Below are 17,730 nucleotides of genomic sequence, written 5' to 3'. Positions count from 1 at the left end.
CCTTCCCGAAACCGGGCTCCGCCCGGACCCGTACCGCGCTCCGCGCGGTGTTTCGGGGGCTCCTCCCCCTACGCCTGGCGGCGTGGGGAGACCCCCACGGGGGCCCGGTGGGGGGACCCCCACCGGGCCCCCGCGCCTCGAACGCCGGCGAGACTGGAAATGCCTCCGCACGACGAGGCTGATCTCGCTCAGCGAAAATCCAGCCCGCCTGGGGGCACCTCCCACGGCCGCCAGGCCGTAGGGGGAGCTCGAGGGCACCGCGCGGAGCCCGGTACGGGTCCGGGCGGGAGCCCGGTACGGGAAGGGGCGGGGCGGGGTGGGGAACGGTCAGGTGCCGCTCAGGGAGAGCTTGACCGCGAAGCCCAGGAACAACGCTCCCGCCGCCGACGTCGCCCCCGCCGACAGCCGCCGCCTGCGGCGGAACGCGGCCGCGAGGTGGGTGCCGGTGAAGATCAACACGCTCAGGTACAGGACGCTCGCCAGCTGCGCGAGCGCGCCGAGCACCGTGAAGGAGAGCGCGGGGTACGCGTAGGCCGGGTCGACGAACTGCACGAAGAAGGCGATGAAGAACAGGATCGCCTTCGGGTTGAGCAGACTGATCACGAACGCCTTGCGGAAGGGCCGCTCAGCGGCCGGGCCCTCGGCGGACACCTCCGCCGAGACCCCGTCGGGGGTCCGCTCGCCGCGGGTGCGCCACATCGACCAGGCCGCGCGGAGCATCCCGATCGCCAGCCACGTCAGATAGCCGGCGCCGGCGTATTTCACGATCCCGAACAGCACCGCGTTGGCCTGGAGCAGCGAGGCCACGCCCGCGGCGGACAGCACCATCAGGACGGTGTCGCCGCACCACACACCGGCGGCGGCCTGGTAGCCCGTACGCACACCGCGGCGCGCGGCGACGGAGAGCACGTACAGCGAGTTCGGTCCTGGCAGCAGGACGATCAGGACAAGTCCTGCGAGATAGGTCGGAAGGTCGGTGACACCCAGCATGCGGCGGAGTGTCGCACATCGGTACGACACTCCGCCTTTCTGTTCCGTATGTCAGAAGGCGTCGGTGGGGACGTACGTGCCCCACACCTCGCGCAGCGCGTTGCAGACCTCGCCGACCGTGGCGCGCGCCTTCAGCGCGTCCTTCATCGGGTAGAGGACGTTGTCCGTGCCTTCCGCGGCCTTCTTCAGCTCGGCGAGCGCCGTGTCGACCGCCGCCTGGTCCCGCTCCGCGCGCAGCTTCGCCAGCCGCTGCGCCTGCTGGGCCTCGATCGCGGGGTCGACCCGGAGCGGCTCGTACGGGTCCTCGGTGTCCAGCGTGTAGCGGTTGACGCCGACGACGACGCGTTCGCCGGAGTCGGTCTCCTGGGCGATGCGGTAGGCGCTGCGTTCGATCTCGTTCTTCTGGAAGCCCTGTTCGATGGCGTTGACCGCGCCGCCGAGGTCCTCGACGCGCTCCATGAGGGCGAGCGCCGCGGCTTCGACGTCGTCCGTCATCTTCTCCACGACGTACGACCCGGCGAAGGGGTCGACGGTGGCGGTCACGTCGGTCTCGTACGCCAGGACCTGCTGGGTGCGCAGCGCGAGGCGGGCGGACTTGTCCGTCGGCAGGGCGATGGCCTCGTCGAAGGAGTTGGTGTGCAGCGACTGGGTGCCGCCGAGGACCGCGGCGAGGCCCTGGACGGCGACGCGCACCAGGTTCACCTCGGGCTGCTGTGCGGTGAGCTGCACGCCCGCGGTCTGGGTGTGGAAGCGCAGCATCAGCGACTTCGGGTTCTTGGCGCCGAACTCCTCCTTCATCACCCGGGCCCAGATGCGGCGGGCCGCACGGAACTTGGCGACCTCTTCAAGGATGGTCGTGCGGGCGACGAAGAAGAAGGACAGGCGGGGCGCGAAGTCGTCGACGTCCATCCCGGCGGCGACGGCGGTGCGGACGTACTCGATGCCGTCGGCGAGCGTGAACGCGATCTCCTGCGCGGGCGAGGCGCCGGCCTCCGCCATGTGGTAGCCGGAGATCGAGATCGTGTTCCACTTCGGGATCTCGGCCTTGCAGTACTTGAAGATGTCCGCGATGAGCCGCAGGGACGGCTTGGGCGGGAAGATGTACGTGCCGCGGGCGATGTACTCCTTGAGCACGTCGTTCTGGATGGTGCCGGTGAGCTTGTCCGCGGGGACGCCCTGCTCCTCGCCGACGAGTTGGTAGAGGAGGAGCAGCAGGGCGGCAGGCGCGTTGATCGTCATGGACGTGGAGACCTTGTCCAGCGGGATCCCGCCGAACAGCACCCGCATGTCGTCGATCGAGTCGACGGCGACGCCGACCTTGCCGACCTCGCCGTGTGCGATGGGCGCGTCGGAGTCGTGGCCCATCTGTGTCGGCAGGTCGAAGGCGACCGACAGACCCATCGTGCCGTTGGCGATCAGCTGCTTGTAGCGGGCGTTGGACTCGACGGCCGTGCCGAAGCCGGCGTACTGGCGCATCGTCCAGGGCCGGCCGGTGTACATCGACGGGTACACGCCGCGGGTGAAGGGGTACTCACCGGGCTCGCCCACCTTCTCTGCCGGGTCCCAGCCCTCCAGGTCCGCCGGTCCGTACACCGGCTCGATGGGCAGTCCCGACTCGGACTCGCGCGCCATGTGACTGTGCCTCCCGCTGGGCCTACTGACAGGTAACAACCTCTGCGACGGACTGTAGCGGCGGGCGTGGGAGGGGTGGAGAGCCACGCCCTGGGACCTTGCTCACAGCCCGTACCGGCGAAGCGCTCGTGGCCCGCCCGTCCCCGAACCGTTACCCCCATGATGCGCGGGATTGCGCAACCGGGCAGGACGGGAATTTGTCTCATCAGGCACAGACACACGTGGGGGACGAGACAAGTGGGGGGCGACATGCTCAGGAACGCCAGGATGAGAACGCTGGCCGCAGCGGCCGCGATCGTCGTGGCCGCGGTGACGGCCGGCTGCAAGGCGGAGGCCGCGACCGACACACCGACCGCCGGCAGCACGCCGAGCGCGGCACCGACACCGTCCGCCTCCACGCCGCCGGCATCGCCGTCACCGTCGGCATCGGCTTCGGAGTCGGCCGAGCCGTCGAAGAAGCCGTCGCCGTCGCCCTCCACCGAGCAGCCCGCGCCCAAGGTCCTGATGGCGCCGGGCGCCAAGGGCGAGCAGGTGCGCGAGCTCCAGGCGCGGCTGGCGCAGATCGGCTGGTTCGACGACAAGCCGACGGGCACGTACGGGCCGGTCACCACCACGGCCGTGAAGGGCTTCCAGGGCAAGCGCGGCCTTCCCGCGACGGGCAGCACGGACACCGTGACCTGGCAGCGGCTGCTCGGCATGACGACGAAGCCGACGCGCGCCGAGCTGGACGGCAAGGACGTCAAGAAGCCGCAGGCGAAGCTCGATCCGCGCTGTATGACGGGCCGGGTGATGTGCATCAGCAAGACCACCCGCACGCTGTCGTGGATGATCGACGGCAAGGTGCTGTCCACCATGGACGTCCGCTTCGGGTCGCAGTACACGCCGACCCGTGAAGGCGTGTTCAACGTGGGCTGGAAGTCCCGCGACCACGTCTCGACCCTCTACGACACGCCCATGCCGTACGCCATGTTCTTCAGCGGCGGCCAGGCGGTGCACTACTCCTCCGACTTCGCCGCCCGCGGCTACAACGGCGCGTCGCACGGCTGCGTGAACGTCAGGGACAAGGGTGCCATCGCGGCGCTGTTCGACCAGGTGCGGACCGGCGACAAGGTCGTCGTCTACTGGTGACGCGCGGGGAGCGGAAGCGGTCGAGGAAGAAGGGCGCGGGCGGGACCGGGGGAACGTGTCCCGCCCGCGCCATTGCGCTGAGCCGTAGGTACGGGGGGAACCCCGGCTCGTTGCGCCGCCGATGACCAGTCGGCTCACTATCTACTGCGCCATGGACCAAGAAAACGTCACACCCCGCGCCTGGCGCCGCGAAAGCGCAGGTCAGAGCGCTCGTGTGGTGGCGCCCGCAAAGGAGTCGGAGCCGGTCGACCACGGCGTCACGGCCGTGTCGGGAACGACCGAGTAGGACACCTGCGGGGTGTCGGGGACGAGTTGCGGGGCGCCCTCGGAGCCGTCGGAGCTGCCAGAGTCGGGATCCCCGCCGGAGCCGCCGGAGTTCTTCCCGCCGTCCTTGCCGGTCCCGTCGCCGTCGCCCTCGTCGCGATCGTCGCCTTCGTTGCCGTTCTCGCCGCCCGGGCTGCCGCCGTCGCCCGCGCCGCCACCGAGCAGTTCGTCGCAGAACCGCTCCACCCGCTCGGCGCCTTTGGCGGCCGCCTCCAGCCGGCGCTGGCGGTCCGGGTCGATCCGGCCGCTGCGGTAGTCACGGCATGCCTCGGCGGACCTGCGGTACAGGTCGGCCTTCGACGGGTCCTCGCCGCCCGGCGTGGCCGCGCCGTCCCCGGTCGGCAGACCGGGCGTGCTGCCGCCCGCATCGCCGGGGCGCGGCGTCGCGCTGCCCGGGACGGGCGGCAGTCCCGGCGTCGTGCCGGTGGCGCCCGGAGGACGGGATGCCGCCCCGGCCTCACCGCCGCTCGGCGACGGGGACGTGAGCGGTCCCGGTGTCGCCGCCGCCGACACGGAGGACGCGGGCGTGGGACGGTCGTCACCGAAGGTGGGCAGCACACCGCTGCCGGCCGCGACGGCGACACCGCCGATGGCACAGCCCGCGAACGCCGCCGCGATCCCGAACCGGACGGGCCGGGCGAATCCCACGCCGCGGGCCGGCCGGGCGCCGCGGCGGGAACGGGTGACCCGGACGGTGCCGAGCGAAGTCCCCGCTGCTGCCGTCGACTCGGCCCTGGCCTTGCGGAACGCGGCCATCGCAGCCGCCTCACCGGGCAGTTCGCCGTCGTCGTAGCCGTAGCCGGGGTTCCGCGCCGCGCTGTCGAGGGTGGCGGCGAGCCGTGCGGCCTCGGTACGGGCGTGTTCGTCCGCGACCTCGACAGGCTCGCCACGCAGCAGCTTCTCCGCCGCGTCCCTGTCAAGCCACTCGTACCGCTCGTCGGCCATCACATGTCCTTCTGCGTCCGCAGGCGTGAATGCGTCACACCGGCGGGTGCCGTCGCACCGGGGCGGGAGCCGCGCTGGGTGGGCAGCCCGCCCAGTTCCGAAGCGCTCTCCGCGGGGTCCTCCCCGCCCCGGCGAGTCACGTCCGCGGGGAGCCGGTCCCCGCCTTCGAAGGCGGCACCGTCGGCTCCCAGCAGTTCCGCCAGCCGCTTCAGGCCGCGGTGCGCGGCCGTCCGGACGGCACCGGGCCGCTTGCCGAGGGTCTTGGCCGCGCTCTTGGCGTCGAGGCCGACCACGACCCGCAGGACGACCGCCTCGGCCTGATCCTGCGGCAGTTGGGCGATGAGCGCCATGGTGCTGCTGGTGGAGATGGACTCCAGTGCCTCGTCGACCGTGTCGGAGTCGGCGGCCCTGCCGGTCAGTTCGGTCTCGTCACCGCCGACGGCCGGCCGACGGCCCCGCATCCGGATGTGATCCAGCGCACGATTGCGGGCGATCCGCGCGGCCCAGCCGCGGAACCTGTCGGCGTCCCCGCTGAACCTGTCGAGGTCCCGGGAGATCTGAAGCCACGCCTCGGAGGCTACGTCCTCCGCGTCGGCGTCGCCCACGAGCGTGCGCACATAGCCGATCAACCGCGGATGCACGGCGCGGTACACAGTCCGGAAGGCGTCCTCGCCCCCGTCCTGAGCCGCGAGCACGGCGGCGGTCAGCTCCGCGTCGTCCCCCAGCACTACCTCAACCCGTCGTTCCGTACCGCAGCTGGTCACCACTGCCGCGCTGTCCTGCGCGAATCAGCACGCTACGTCCTTTTAAGGTCCCGCGTCCACGCCTCGTACAACTTGCAACAAGTTTGCGACTCGGCGCGGTGTGACAGAAACAGCACTCTCGGCGCTGAGGTTAGTACGGGGTGCCCTTGGGTCCCCGGCACGAACGACGACCGGGGCCTCTCCTGTGGGGGGTGGCGGCCCCGGTCGTCCTTTTTGAAGGCCGAACCCGTGGCGCGCCGGCTCGTCCCGGCCGACAGCACCCGTGGCGCAACGGCCACCAGGACGGGACACATCACCACAGAAGACCCGTCCCCGCATTGCCCGCTCCGGCCTCCCCGCCGCCGCCCTGCCGGGCCGCCAGCACCACGGCCGTGGTGGGCACGTCCACCGCGTCACGTGCGCTCAGCACACTGAACCCGGCATCGGGGAAGAACAGCTCAGCCTCCCGGTCGACGACCCGCATCCGCTGCGCCAGGGCGTGCGCCCGTACGTCATGTATCGGCCGGCCGAGGAGCGGCACGCCGCCGTGGCCGACCGACGCCGGCCGCATGAACGCGATGCGGACGACGGTCCCGTCGGCGTCGTACGTGAGCACGACCCCGGCCGCGAAGAAGTTGTCCTGACGGGCGCCGCCGAACTCGGGGACGGAACCGATTCCGCCGCCGAGCAGCCGTCGCATGTCCGCGCGCGCCGCTCCGAGGCGTACGGGGCCGATGCCGCGGTGCGCGACGACCTCGGCGGGGCCGGCGGCCGCCGGGCCGGCGCCGCCCGACGGCTCGAAGAACTCGAACGCGTCGTCGCGGACGGCGGTTGCCCGCAGCCGCACGCTCTCGAAGCCGTCCACGTCCTGCGCCGTGCCGCCGAGCACCACACCGAGGGCGGGCAGCGCCCATCCGTCCGCCTCCTGGGCCACCACCTCGTGGCCGGCGCGACGGAGTTCCGCGACCACCTCGGCCGCGGGCCGCCCGAGCAGCCGGATCCCGTCCAAGGTGACGGGCGCGGGTGAGGCCACCTCGACGGCATGCAGGACGTCGGCGTCGTCGTACTCGAGGAACTCGAGGAAGTCGTCGCCGTCCTCGTGCCCGTCCGCGTCCGTCACGTACATGTCCGTCAGGGTCGCCTCGGCACCCCGCCGGAACGCGGTGTCCGGTGCGCCGCGCGCTGCCCGCACCGAGGCGCGTTTCTGCCCGAAGCGGGCACCGGACATGCCGGATCGAGGAGTTATCTCCATGTACGACCTGAATCTCCGAGATGTCACATGTGTCCTGCCGGCCGTTCTCCAGCCTCTGCCGTTCTGCCGTTCTGCCGTCCTGTCAGCCGATCGCGATGCGCGGGTTCGCGGACGGCTTGACCCAGCCCATGAACTGCTCCATCGTCGCGCGCGGCACCGACACACAACCGGCGGTGGCGCCGCTGCCGTTGACGTGCAGGAAGATCCCGGCGCCCCGGCCCGGGGTGGCCGGCCAGCGGTTGAAGTTGATGACCAGGGCCTTGGCGTACTGCGTCGGGTAGTTGATCAGGTGCTCGCTGCCGCGGTCGCCGGACTCGGTCAGCGGGAAGTCGGCGCCCGCCTCGGTGTGCATCGAGTTGTAGAACTTCGACTCCGGGTCCTGGACCCACCAGTGGCTGTCGTTGACCTTCGTGTACGGCATGGCGGTGCCGCTCGACTCGACGCCGAAGCCCTCGGTGATCGTGTAGGTGCCGGTGGGGGTGGTGTACGTGTTCTGCCTGCGGGTGGCGCCGTCGGTCACCCCGTTCGACCCGACGCGTCCGGCGCTCGTCGAGAACTGCGCCTTCCAGCCGGCGGAGCCCTTCTGCCAGGCGGTGACCGTGGCGTACGAGCCGCTGGCCTTGACCGTGATGACCTGAGTGGCGTTGCCCACGTTCACGGGCACCGGGAAGTTCGGCGTGGAGGGCGCGGCGGGCTCGTCCCCGGAACCGCTGCCCGGGCCCGCGTTGCCGCCGCTCGTGGCCGTGGCCTTCGGGGCCGTGCTGCCGGACGCCTTGGCCGACGCGGAAGCGGAAGCGGAGGCCGAGCCCGATGGTGACGCGGAGGCGGACGGGGAGGCCGAAGCGGACGCGGACGTACTCGGCGACGCCGAACCGCCCGTCACCTCCTTGTCCCCCTGTGCCGCCGCACCGGTCGAGGCGGGGGCGGCAGAGCCGGCCGGCTCCTCTCCCCCACCACAGGCCGACACCAACGACATCACGCCGACCAGGGCGAGCGCGGACGAGAACTTGACGGAGGAGCGCAGCACGGGGTGATCCTTGGCTCGTCGGAACGGCGCGGCAGCACGTGCCGCGCCTCAAGGCTGGCCGGTTATACATCGCCGGCCCGGCCGAAAACCAGGCCACAGACATTCCGGACACAAGCAACTCGGGGGGCGCGGACCGTTGTCGGTGGCCCGCGCTACGTTCCCTTCCGATCCGTTCCTTCTCCGCGGCCCGGACAACGGGTCGCCCCGGCCCCGGGGAGACCCGTGTCGTTCTCCATGCATCTGCGCGCCGTACCGGAGTCCGAGGTCAGGGGCGATCACGTCGGCCTGACGGAGTTCATGCCGGCCGCCTGGGAGATACACGCGGAGGAGTACGAGGCCGGGCTCGCGGAGTCCGTCAACAAGGACTTCGCCATGGTCCACGAGTTCTACGGGACGGCCGCCGGCCGGCCGGAGGGCGTGGACGGACTCTGGGAGCTGCCTGTGTTCGGAGGCCGGATCGTGCACCATCCGTCGGAGGAGCAACCGCCGTTCGCGCTCCTGTGCCCGTTGGGGGTGGCGCGGGCGGCCGCGTTCCTCGACGGGCTGAGGTTCGACGCGTTCTGGGACCGCGCCGGCACGGCCTTCCGGGCGCCGTTCTCCGCCTGGGACGAGGCGGACGTCAAGAACGTCTTCTTCGAGCACCACTCGGGCCTGCTCGCCTTCTACACGCGGGCGGCGGCGAGGGGCGACGCCGTGATCAAGGCGTTCTGGTACTGAGCCTGTCGCGGGGGCCGCCGCCGAGCCGTCACACGGGCGGCGCGGCCCCCGCTGCCACGACCGGCTCAGCGGCGCAGGTCCGCGGGGAGCTCGATCCTGCCGTCGTACACGCCCTGGTTCTCCGTGGTCACCTGCTGCTCGAAGGCCATGTCCTGCCCGTTGTACGGAATCAGGAAGTCGAAGTCGAGGCGGTGACTCTTGATCCGGTACGTCTTCGCGTCCAGGACCAGCACCTCCTCCAGGCCAGAGAGGGTCAGCCGCGCGTCGTCCACCGGGATGCCGGCCTTGCGCAGTTGTTCGGCCGTGGGCTCGAACTCGCGCTTCGCCTTCTTGGCCCAGGCGTGCTGCTGGACGGCGCTCAGCTTCTGCTCGTCGCTCGTGACGCGGAGTTCGACGGTGCCGCCGCCGTCCTTCTCGGTCACCTTCACGGCGCCACCGGCGGCCTGCGCGTACATCCGGAACTCGTGGATGACCGCGATCGGGTCGTCGGCCTTGTTCCGCATCTCCGGATCGGCGGGGGACACGGCCTTCCAGCCGGCCGTGCCTTCCTTCAGATGGCCCGCCTCGCCGATGACGTACAGCTCCTCGGTCTTCTTCTTGCCCTTGCTGCTGGTGCTGACGCCCTGCGAATGCAGCGCCGCCCGCCCGACGGCACGCTGGACCGTGCCCTCGTAGGTCGCGGCGCTCTTCTGCCCCTGGGACGTCAGCCCCTCCTCCCCCTTCACGGAGAAGGACCAGGCGGACTCCTCGGCCATCGCCTTCTCGGCGAGGTCCAGGAAGTCCTCCGCCGTCTCGGGCGCCTCGGCCTGCTCGGAAGAGGCGGTCGACGGGGACGACGCTGCCGCCGCCTCCCGGCTCCCGGCCGGCTCCGCCTCCGTGCCGCACGCTGCCAGCGTGATCGCGAGCGGGAGGACGAGCACGGCGGCACTCCGGATGGGGCGGGTTCGCATGGGCGGATTCCTTACGTCACGACGGGGCGCGGACTGTACAACAGCTCCCGCCGCTTGATCACCCCGACGGACATTCCCGGCACGCCACCTCCGAGGACGTCACGCTTCGAGGGCGTCACGTCAGTGCGGGGACGTCACGTCAGGTGGATCTTCAACTGCTCGTTGTGATCCGAGTGCCCGACCACGACTCCGGTGACCGGGTCGCCCTCGCCGGGCCGGATCACCACCGAAGCGTCGGCTGCCTCCTTGCGCATTCCGGCGACATCCGCGACCACACCGTAGGGCCGCACACCTTCGACGGAGACGAAGATGCCGAAGGGAGCGACCTACTCGACGGTGCCCCGGATCTCGGCTCCGATCGGGAACTTCCGTCTCGTAGCGGACCACAGGGGTGTCACGGCGGCGACTCGCTTTCGTAGCTCTCGAACCAGTGGGTGTCGAAGTAGCGGGCCGTCGAGAAGGGGTGCTCCCGTTCGGTGAGCATCCGGTGGACGAACTCGGCGGTCGTGCCGTCGAATCGGACCCACGAGTCGGGAATGTCCTCGGCCACGAGGACGGGCCACCTGTCGGGGTCGGGATCCTCGGTGAGCCAGTAGAACCCGTGCGCCTGCTCCGTACTCCCCCACTGCAGCAGCCCGCCCGGCACCGGATACACCTCGTACGGCCTCCACAGCTCACTGCCGCGCGTCCTGGCCCACTCGCCCAGCCACTCGGTGTGCCGGACGATGTCCGCGCTCGCACAGGACGCATCCGGCGTCTGGAGTGCGAGGAAGCCGTCGAACGCGCCGGTGCCGAAGATCTCGGCCAGTTGCTTGTAGTCGCTCGGCAGCGCCGTCCCGAGCCGGTTCTCGACCGCCGCCCAGTCGAACGTCCGCAACCGGCTCGTGTCCCACCCCGTGACGGCGACGACCCCGTCCACCCATGACGTCCGCTCCGCCGTCCGGGCCGCAGGGTCCTCCCGTTCGGCCACCAGCGCCACGAGCCGGACGCCGTCCCCTGCCCGCGCGCTGCCGCACCCGATCCACCGGTCCGCGAACGCCCATCCGCGCATCTCCACGATCCGCTCGCCGAACGGGGCCAGCAGCGGCAGCCCGGTCCGCGCGGTCACCGTCGGATCGACGAACCCGCCCATGGCGAGGTTCCGCGGCCGGCCGTACCGCCCGCCGAGCGCCTCTTGGAGAGCGGGAAGGCCGATCGCCTCCGAGGGCGCCAGGCATATGTGCCCCGAAGGATGCCCCGGCGTACCGCAGTTGAGGTCGCCCGTTCCCGGGGCGGCCACCCGGTGCACTACTGACAGGAGTTCGTCCAGATGGAGCGCAGGCTCTTCCCGTTCGTCCATGGCGGACATTGAAACGGACGCCGCTGACGTCGGCCCGGGCGGCCGCTCCAGGATGTCGCCCGTGACGAACAGCGCGGACCTCGTCCCCACCCGTGTACGTAGGCGAGCCGTCCGCCAACCGGCCCGCCCGTGGCCTGGTTTGGCCGTATCACGGATTATTCCAAGGCCGGCGGTCGTGGTAGGACTGTTCGGCTTGATGATCTTCAGCTGATACGGGGGAACGGGGTCATGGCTGTCACGGTGCCGGACTGGGCGGACACGCTGCTGGATCTGGTGGGGGTGAACTGGCCCAACGTGGACGAGGACGCCTATCGGGACATGGCGGACGCGTTGCGAGAGTTCGCGGACGACCTCGCCGACGACGGTCAGCTCGCCAACAACCACATGGAGCGTTTGCTGTCGTCGGGTCACGGCGAGGCGATGGACGCGCTGAACGAGCACTGGGGCAAGGTCAAGGGCAAGCACCTGAAGGACATGATCTCCGCGGCCCGGACGATCGCGGGCGCACTCGACATGGCGGCGGGCGCGATCGAGGCCATGAAGTGGAAGGCGGTCGCGGAGCTCGGCATCCTGGCCGGCCAGACCGGTCTCGCCCTGGCGCTGATCCCGGTGACCGGTGGCCTGTCGGCGCTGCTCGGCGCCGGAGCGATCGCGTTCACGAAGAAGCAACTGCTGAAGCTCATCACGGGAGCGATGGAGGAGGCGGTCGGTCACATCGTGGCGGTGATGACCGAGCCGGCCGTGGCGGCGCTGGAGAACATGGCCGCGGACCTCGTGGTCCAACTGGGGGCGAACGCACTGGGCGTGCAGAACGGTGTGAACCTCGACCAGACGAAGCAGGCCGGCAAGGACGGCTTCGACCAGGGTGTCCAGGGTGCCAAGGAGGGCATGAACCTCGCCTCCGCCGGAGGCGGTGGTGGCGGAGGCCCCAAGGGCCCGGGCTTCCACATCGAGCACGCCGAGCACGATCACGCCGGCACCAGGCTGAACCTGGTGAGCGTCGGCATCCACGGCAAGACCGCCGGCAAACTGACGAAGGCGAAGACGGCCCAGGGCCGCAACAAGGGCCGGGACGACATCGCCGACGCACTGGACCCGGTCATCGAGAAGGCCATGGGCGCTCTGGTGAAGTCGGCCAAGACCATGGGCGATCATGTCGGCGAGACCCTGCCCAAGGCCGTGAAGCAGATATCCAAGGACCACAAGAACAACGACGACGACATCCGCGAACGCCTCGCCCGCCGGCGCAAGGACGACGACGGCCGGAACGGTGCCGGCGGCGCGGGCGACCACCGTCGTCGCCGCGGTGACGACGACAGCGCCCGAACGAGGCCGAACGGGCTGCGCGAGGTCCGTGACGACGCGCGTCGCCACTCCATCCCGCTGGACCGCAAGACGTGCAAGTCCGACCCGGTCGACATCGCGACCGGGGAGATGACCCTGCCGCAGGTCGACCTCTCGCTGCCTGGGGTGCTCCCCCTCGTCGTGGACCGTACGCACCTGTCGAAGTACCGCTACGGTCACTGGTTCGGCCGCAGTTGGTCCTCGCTGTTCGACGAGCGCCTGGAGGCCGACCCCGTAGGACCGGGTGTCGTCTGGGCGCGCAGCGACGGATCGTGCCTCGTCTACCCCCGGCTCCCGCAGCCCGGCGACGATCGGGTCCTGCCCACCGAGGGACCGCGGATCGCCCTCGCCCACGGCGGCGTGCACGAGGACGAAACCACCTACACCCTGTCAGAACCCGCGGGGCTCACCCGCTCGTTCACCGGGAGTCCGTACCGCACCTCCCCGGCCTACTGGCTCACCGAGATCAGGGACCGCCACGACAACACCGTCGTCCTCGCCCGCCGCCCGGACGGCGCGCCCTCCACGGTTTCCCACAGCGGCGGCTACACGGTCAAGGTGGACGTGGCCGACAAGCGGATCACCGCCCTGAGTCTGCACACCCCGCAGGGGCCGGTCACCGTCATGTCGTACGGATACGACGCGGACGGAAACCTCGATGCCGTCACCAACTCCTCCGGCACGGCGACGCGTTTCACCTACGACCCCACCGGCCGCATCACCGCATGGACCGACCGCAACGGGTCCACCTACCTGTACGTCTACGACGCCGCCGGCCGGGTGGTCCAGACCGTGGGACCCGACGGCTTCCTGTCGTCGCGCTTCTCCTACGACAGCGAGGGCGGCATCACCCGTTACACGGACTCCACCGGCGCCACAAGCGTCTTCCGTTTCAACCGCCTCCTCCAGGTCGTCGCCGAGACCGACCCCCTGGGCAACACGGTCAGCCAGGTCTGGGACCGCTACGACCGGCTCCAGAGCCGCACCGACAGCCAGGGCCGCAGCGTCACCTACACCTGGGACGAGGACGGCAACCCCACGTCCGTACGCGAGCCGGACGGCTCCCTCGCCACCACGCAGTACGACGAGCGGGGCCTGCCCACCGTCGTGACCGCCGCCGACGGAAGCGTGTGGCGTCGTACCTACGACGACCGCGGCAACAACGTCTCCCTGACCACACCGGACGGGGTCACCACCCGCTACGCGTACGACCCGAACGGCGCCCTCGCCGCGGTCACCGACCCGCTGGGCAACAGCCGGACCTACCGCAACGACGATGCCGGTATGGTCCTCGCCCACACCGATGCCCAGGGCAGGACGACCACCCTGGTCCGCGACGCGTTCGGCCGGCCCGTCTCCGTCACCGATCCCGACGGCGCCACCACCACCAGCACGTGGACCGTCGAAGGACACCTCACCTCACACACCCGCCCCGACGGCGCCACCCAGCGGTGGACCTACGACGGTGAGGGCAACTGCCTCACCGAGACCGACGCCAACGGCGGCGTCACGACCTACGAGTACACCCACTTCGACCAGCCGGCCTCCCGCACCACTCCCGACGGCGCCCGCTACGACTTCCGTTACGACACCGAACTGCGCCTCACCGAAGTGCGCAACGCCGCCGGACTGACCTGGACCTACACATACGACACCGTGGGACGCCTGGTCTGCGAGACCGACTTCGACGGCCGCACCCTGCACTACCGCTACGACCCCTCGGGCCGCGGACACAGCCGCACCAACCCGCTGGGGCAGACCGTCACCACCCACCTGGACGACGCCGGCCGCGTCATCGCCCGCGACGTCGATGGCGCCGTCACCACGTACACCTACGACCGGTCCGGCCGCCTCACCGAGGCGCGCTCCGCCGACTCCGTCCTGGCCCTCGAGTGGGACGCCATGGGCCGCACCGTCGCCGAGACCGTCGACGGACACACCAGCCGCTACGGCTACGACGCTCTCTCGCGCCGGACCCTGCGGGTCACCCCCAGCGGGTCCACCACGCGCCTCACCCACGACGAGGCGGGCAACCGCACGCACGTAGCCCTCGACGGCCACGGCATCGCGTTCGACCACGACGCCACCGGCCGGGAGGTGGCCCGGTCCTTCGGCGGCCCCGAGCAGCCCGTGGTCCTCGGCACCGCCTATGACGCCGCGGGCCGGATCCGGGAGCAACGCCTCACCGCCCAGGACCGGACCCTCAGCCGTCGCCTCTACGCCTACCGCGCCGACGACCGGCTGGAGACCGTCACCGACGGGTTGACCGGCAACCGCAGGCATTACGAACTCGACCCGGCCGGACGGCCTCTGCGCGTCGAGTCCCACGGCTGGACCGAGACCTACGCCTACGACAGCGAGGGCAACCAGACCTCCGCCCACTGGCCCGACAAGGCCCCGCACGCCGAGTCCCGGGGCCCGCGTGCGTACAGCGGCAACCGGCTGCGATCCGCCGGCGCGCTGCACTACACCTACGACGCGGCCGGCCGCATCGTCGAACGGCGCAAGAAGCGGATATCCCGCAAGCCGGACATCTGGCGCTACGAATGGGACGCTGCCGACCGGCTGACCGCATGCACCACACCCGACGGCACCCGATGGACCTACCGGTACGACCCGCTGGGCCGCCGCACAGCCAAGCGCCGGCACGCCTCCGACGGGACCGTCGTTGCCGAGACCCTCTTCAGCTGGGACGGCAGCCGTCTGGCGGAACAGACCGACTCCTCCACCGGCACCACCTTGACCTGGGAGTACGACGGCCACCGCCCGATCGCCCAGGCCGAGCGCCGCACGAAGCAGGACCCCGGCGGCGACCAGGATTCCGTCGACGCCCGCTTCTTCGCGATCGTCACCGACCTCGTCGGCACACCCACCGAACTCGTCGACCACACCGGCGCCACCGCCTGGCACAGCCGCGCCACCCAGTGGGGCGCCACCGCCTGGAACCGGGACGCCACGGCACACACCCCGCTGCGCTTCCCCGGCCAGTACGCCGACCCCGAGACCGGTCTGCACTACAACTTCTTCCGCCACTACGACCCCGAGGCCGGCCGCTACGTCAGCCCCGACCCCCTCGGCCTGGACCCCGCCCCCAACCCCGCCGGCTACGTCACCAACCCCGCCACCGAGGCCGATCCCCTCGGGCTGGCGCCCTGCATGCAGAGCCTGGAGAACATGGCGCACAAGATCTCCCAGGTCCTGCCCAAGCGCGGACAAGAGGGCCAGACCGTCGCCATCATCGCCACGCGTCACAAGGGGAAGGACGTGCTGATCGTCGCCGGGACCAGCAAGAGCAAGCTGACCCCCGCCCAGCGGAAACTGGCCGAGGAGATGGGCCTCTACCCGCTCCCGAACGACCAGTACCTCCCCCCGACACCGCCCAAGGTCCCGGGCGGGCACGCAGAGCAGAACATCCTCCACTACCTCAGCCGCCTGCACAGCAAAGGCTCGGACGACTGGCTGCCCACCCACGGCGCGGCCATGCGCAGCGTCTGCCCCGATTTCTGCGCCCCCATCATCCGCATCGAGGGCATGCTCGCGGGGCCGACGTACGGTGACGACAAACCCACCCACCGGCGGCAGTTCTACTGGCCCAGCCGCTACACCCCGGACACGGACTAGGAAAAGCACATGAACTACCCCCATGTACCCGTACGACTGCTCGCGCATGAGTCCCTGCCCGGCATCACCGAGGCACTGGGGAACCTGGACGGCTGGCTCCTGCGCGACGGCGCACACTGGCTCGTGACCCGGCACGAGGGCACGATCACCACGCACAGGCTGAGCACCGATCGCTCTCAGGTGGTCGCTGCACGCGCCACGTGGAGCGACCCGGCTCCCGACGACCCCAGCCTGTACTGCTCGCCGCTGCCCGACGGCGCCTTGGCCACGAGCACCCGGGAGGCCGTCACCGTCCAGGAGCCCGACGGAACCGTCCGCTGGGAGCACCGCCACCGGGACTGGCAGCAGTCGCCCGGGGCCACCGGCGCGTGCACGCCCGACCCGGCCGGCCGTGTCCTTCTGGCGACCATGGCCGGACCCCTCGGAGCCGACGGGCTCTCCAAGGGCGACATCTGCCGCGCCCTCGACCTGGCCACCGGCGAGGTGCTCGCCGAGCACGTCCTGCCGTCCTTCTCAGCGGCGTACGCCTTCCAGCAGTTCCCGGACGCACGCCCTGAGGTTCTCCTCACCGCTTCTATGGGCCAGGACGGTACTCACTGCCTCCTGATCGCCTGCACGGCTGCCGGGCTCGACGTCCGGGCAGCGGGCACCGCCGAGGAACCCTACGTCGGTCTCGGGGCGGACGGGGCGCTGGTCAGCCAGGACGTCGGCGGCGGATACCTCTGCCGGACGCAGGACGGCGCCGACGACGTGATCGTCGAGGCCGGCGATGTCCTCCCGGCCGAAAGGGTCTTCGTCGGCTACACCCCGGGCTTCGTCGACGACGAGCGGATTCTGGTCGTGACGGCCGAGGAACAGTGGGCCGAGGAGGGCACCCACCTCCTCCTCGACGCCCGCACACTCAGGCCCCTCGCCGAACTCGACTACCCGCAGACGCCGGGGGTCACTGCCGTGCCGCTCGGCGACGGCACGTGGCTCGTCCGCGACGACGAGTCGGTGCAGCGCTGGACGACCGCCTGATCCGGATCGCCTCGATCAAGGGTTCGTGCGAATTCTGCGCCGCAGCTCCTCGCCGTGGACGACGGGCACTTCATGGCTCCCGCCCTGTCCTGGCCGGAGCCGGTCGCGCCCCCTGACCGCCGCTCCGTCAGCTCGCACCACACGGTCTTGCCGCCGGGTCCCTGCCCCACGCCCCACCGCAGGGTCAGCGCGTCGAGCAGAGCGAGGCCCCGGCCCGACTCGTCGTCGGCGGTGGCCGTCACGCACAGGACGGGCAGGGCACGCGGGTCGGGGTCCGTGACCTCCAGTCGCGTACGGCCGCCGCCGCACGACACCCGGACCGTCACGGGCGTGCCCTCACCGACGTGGCGGATCACATTGGTGAGGAGCTCGCTCGCGCAGAGCTGGAGGTCGGCGCCGTAGTCGCACAGTGCGCGCCGTACGCCGGACACGGCGGCCGGGGTCGCGAACAGGTCCAGCGTGAGGGGTGGCCGGCTCATCACGCGGCTCCCTTACGGAGGGCGGCGACCAGCGTCCGGGCGGTCAGCAGGTTGCAGTTGCCGAGCGAGATCAGCGGCCGGGTCGGGTAGCGGGCGGCGAAGGTCGGCAGGTCGACGCGGAGGGACGGGAGCGTGATGCCGTGCTCGGCGAGGGCGGCACGCAGCTCCTCGGCGCAGTCGTCGGCTTCGGAGTGGTCGTACATGGGCGGGTTCACACCT

The 17,730-nt window shown here is 71.0% G+C and carries 15 protein-coding genes; 5 read left to right on the top strand and 10 right to left on the bottom strand.

The window, feature by feature from the left end; translation table 11 throughout:
• Positions 1–327: 327 nt before the first annotated feature.
• Positions 328–990 carry a leucine efflux protein LeuE gene (gene leuE, locus ACIPJI_RS07910; protein WP_402245075.1) on the bottom strand — a complete coding sequence of 221 codons (663 nt, stop codon included), beginning with the start codon at positions 988–990 and terminating at the stop codon, positions 328–330.
• Positions 991–1,041: 51 nt separating this feature from the next.
• Entirely contained in the window at positions 1,042–2,622 is a 1,581-nt protein-coding gene (locus ACIPJI_RS07905; protein WP_402245073.1) for a methylmalonyl-CoA mutase, read from the bottom strand.
• Between the two features lie 267 nt (positions 2,623–2,889).
• Between ACIPJI_RS07905 and ACIPJI_RS07900 the strand changes: the two genes are divergently transcribed.
• A complete protein-coding gene (locus ACIPJI_RS07900; RefSeq protein WP_307707922.1) occupies positions 2,890–3,750 on the top strand; it encodes a L,D-transpeptidase family protein in 861 nt (286 codons plus the stop codon).
• Between the two features lie 201 nt (positions 3,751–3,951).
• On the opposite strand, the gene ACIPJI_RS07895 is transcribed toward ACIPJI_RS07900, so the two are convergent.
• From ACIPJI_RS07895 to ACIPJI_RS07880, 4 genes are all read right to left on the bottom strand, one after another.
• A complete protein-coding gene (locus ACIPJI_RS07895; protein WP_402245072.1) occupies positions 3,952–5,019 on the bottom strand; it encodes a hypothetical protein in 1,068 nt (355 codons plus the stop codon).
• Positions 5,019–5,747, bottom strand: coding sequence for an RNA polymerase sigma factor (locus ACIPJI_RS07890; protein ID WP_402245070.1), 729 nt, complete (start codon positions 5,745–5,747; stop codon positions 5,019–5,021). Before ACIPJI_RS07890 ends, ACIPJI_RS07895 begins: the two co-directional genes overlap by 1 nt.
• Before the next feature lie 328 nt (positions 5,748–6,075).
• Positions 6,076–7,014 (bottom strand): hypothetical protein, encoded by a 939-nt coding sequence (locus ACIPJI_RS07885; RefSeq protein ID WP_402245068.1) that lies wholly within the window; start codon positions 7,012–7,014, stop codon positions 6,076–6,078.
• 82 nt (positions 7,015–7,096) lie between these two features.
• The gene (locus ACIPJI_RS07880; RefSeq protein WP_307707918.1) at positions 7,097–7,666 is read right to left on the bottom strand and encodes a L,D-transpeptidase family protein; all 570 of its coding nucleotides are present in this window, start codon (positions 7,664–7,666) and stop codon (positions 7,097–7,099) included.
• On the opposite strand from ACIPJI_RS07880, the gene ACIPJI_RS07875 reads away from it, so the two are divergent.
• Together ACIPJI_RS07875 and ACIPJI_RS07870 are read left to right on the top strand one after the other, a co-directional pair.
• Positions 7,659–8,048, top strand: a complete 390-nt coding sequence (locus ACIPJI_RS07875; protein WP_402245065.1) for a hypothetical protein — start codon at positions 7,659–7,661, stop codon at positions 8,046–8,048. The two genes, ACIPJI_RS07880 and ACIPJI_RS07875, sit on opposite strands and share 8 nt — an antisense overlap.
• Positions 8,049–8,263: 215 nt before the next feature.
• Positions 8,264–8,758, top strand: a complete 495-nt coding sequence (locus ACIPJI_RS07870; protein ID WP_356620656.1) for a DUF1877 family protein — start codon at positions 8,264–8,266, stop codon at positions 8,756–8,758.
• Positions 8,759–8,823: 65 nt separating this feature from the next.
• Here the strand turns inward: ACIPJI_RS07870 and ACIPJI_RS07865 are convergent, their stop codons facing one another.
• A complete protein-coding gene (locus tag ACIPJI_RS07865; RefSeq protein WP_402245063.1) occupies positions 8,824–9,708 on the bottom strand; it encodes a hypothetical protein in 885 nt (294 codons plus the stop codon).
• A gap of 394 nt (positions 9,709–10,102) precedes the next feature.
• Positions 10,103–11,047: a hypothetical protein gene (locus tag ACIPJI_RS07860; RefSeq protein ID WP_402245062.1), complete on the bottom strand. Its 945-nt coding sequence runs from the start codon at positions 11,045–11,047 to the stop codon at positions 10,103–10,105.
• 228 nt (positions 11,048–11,275) lie between these two features.
• On the opposite strand from ACIPJI_RS07860, the gene ACIPJI_RS07855 reads away from it, so the two are divergent.
• Positions 11,276–16,012 carry a DUF6531 domain-containing protein gene (locus ACIPJI_RS07855; protein WP_402245060.1) on the top strand — a complete coding sequence of 1,579 codons (4,737 nt, stop codon included), beginning with the start codon at positions 11,276–11,278 and terminating at the stop codon, positions 16,010–16,012.
• Positions 16,013–16,021: 9 nt separating this feature from the next.
• Positions 16,022–17,032, top strand: coding sequence for a hypothetical protein (locus ACIPJI_RS07850; RefSeq protein WP_402245058.1), 1,011 nt, complete (start codon positions 16,022–16,024; stop codon positions 17,030–17,032).
• On the opposite strand, the gene ACIPJI_RS07845 is transcribed toward ACIPJI_RS07850, so the two are convergent.
• Entirely contained in the window at positions 16,936–17,511 is a 576-nt protein-coding gene (locus tag ACIPJI_RS07845) for an ATP-binding protein (RefSeq protein ID WP_402245057.1), read from the bottom strand. The genes ACIPJI_RS07850 and ACIPJI_RS07845 overlap by 97 nt on opposite strands.
• Complete coding sequence (locus ACIPJI_RS07840) at positions 17,511–17,714, bottom strand: hypothetical protein (protein ID WP_402245055.1); 204 nt, start codon at positions 17,712–17,714, stop codon at positions 17,511–17,513. Before ACIPJI_RS07840 ends, ACIPJI_RS07845 begins: the two co-directional genes overlap by 1 nt.
• Between the last annotated feature and the right edge of the window lie 16 nt (positions 17,715–17,730).

The sequence above is a fragment of the Streptomyces sp. NPDC086835 genome (genome assembly GCF_044745705.1).
Lineage (GTDB): Bacteria > Actinomycetota > Actinomycetes > Streptomycetales > Streptomycetaceae > Streptomyces.
The sequence above is the reverse complement of the archived record's forward strand: the minus strand, read 5'-3'. Positions and strand labels throughout refer to the sequence as shown.

Coding starts and splice junctions, on each gene's coding strand:
- ACIPJI_RS07905 (WP_402245073.1), bottom strand. CDS start 2,622: ATGGCGCGCGAGTCCGAGTCGGGACTGCCCATCGAGCCGGTGTACGGA.
- leuE (WP_402245075.1), bottom strand. CDS start 990: ATGCTGGGTGTCACCGACCTTCCGACCTATCTCGCAGGACTTGTCCTG.
- ACIPJI_RS07895 (WP_402245072.1), bottom strand. CDS start 5,019: ATGGCCGACGAGCGGTACGAGTGGCTTGACAGGGACGCGGCGGAGAAG.
- ACIPJI_RS07865 (WP_402245063.1), bottom strand. CDS start 9,708: ATGCGAACCCGCCCCATCCGGAGTGCCGCCGTGCTCGTCCTCCCGCTC.
- ACIPJI_RS07900 (WP_307707922.1), top strand. CDS start 2,890: ATGAGAACGCTGGCCGCAGCGGCCGCGATCGTCGTGGCCGCGGTGACG.
- ACIPJI_RS07885 (WP_402245068.1), bottom strand. CDS start 7,014: ATGGAGATAACTCCTCGATCCGGCATGTCCGGTGCCCGCTTCGGGCAG.
- ACIPJI_RS07840 (WP_402245055.1), bottom strand. CDS start 17,714: ATGTACGACCACTCCGAAGCCGACGACTGCGCCGAGGAGCTGCGTGCC.
- ACIPJI_RS07850 (WP_402245058.1), top strand. CDS start 16,022: ATGAACTACCCCCATGTACCCGTACGACTGCTCGCGCATGAGTCCCTG.
- ACIPJI_RS07860 (WP_402245062.1), bottom strand. CDS start 11,047: ATGGACGAACGGGAAGAGCCTGCGCTCCATCTGGACGAACTCCTGTCA.
- ACIPJI_RS07845 (WP_402245057.1), bottom strand. CDS start 17,511: ATGAGCCGGCCACCCCTCACGCTGGACCTGTTCGCGACCCCGGCCGCC.
- ACIPJI_RS07855 (WP_402245060.1), top strand. CDS start 11,276: ATGGCTGTCACGGTGCCGGACTGGGCGGACACGCTGCTGGATCTGGTG.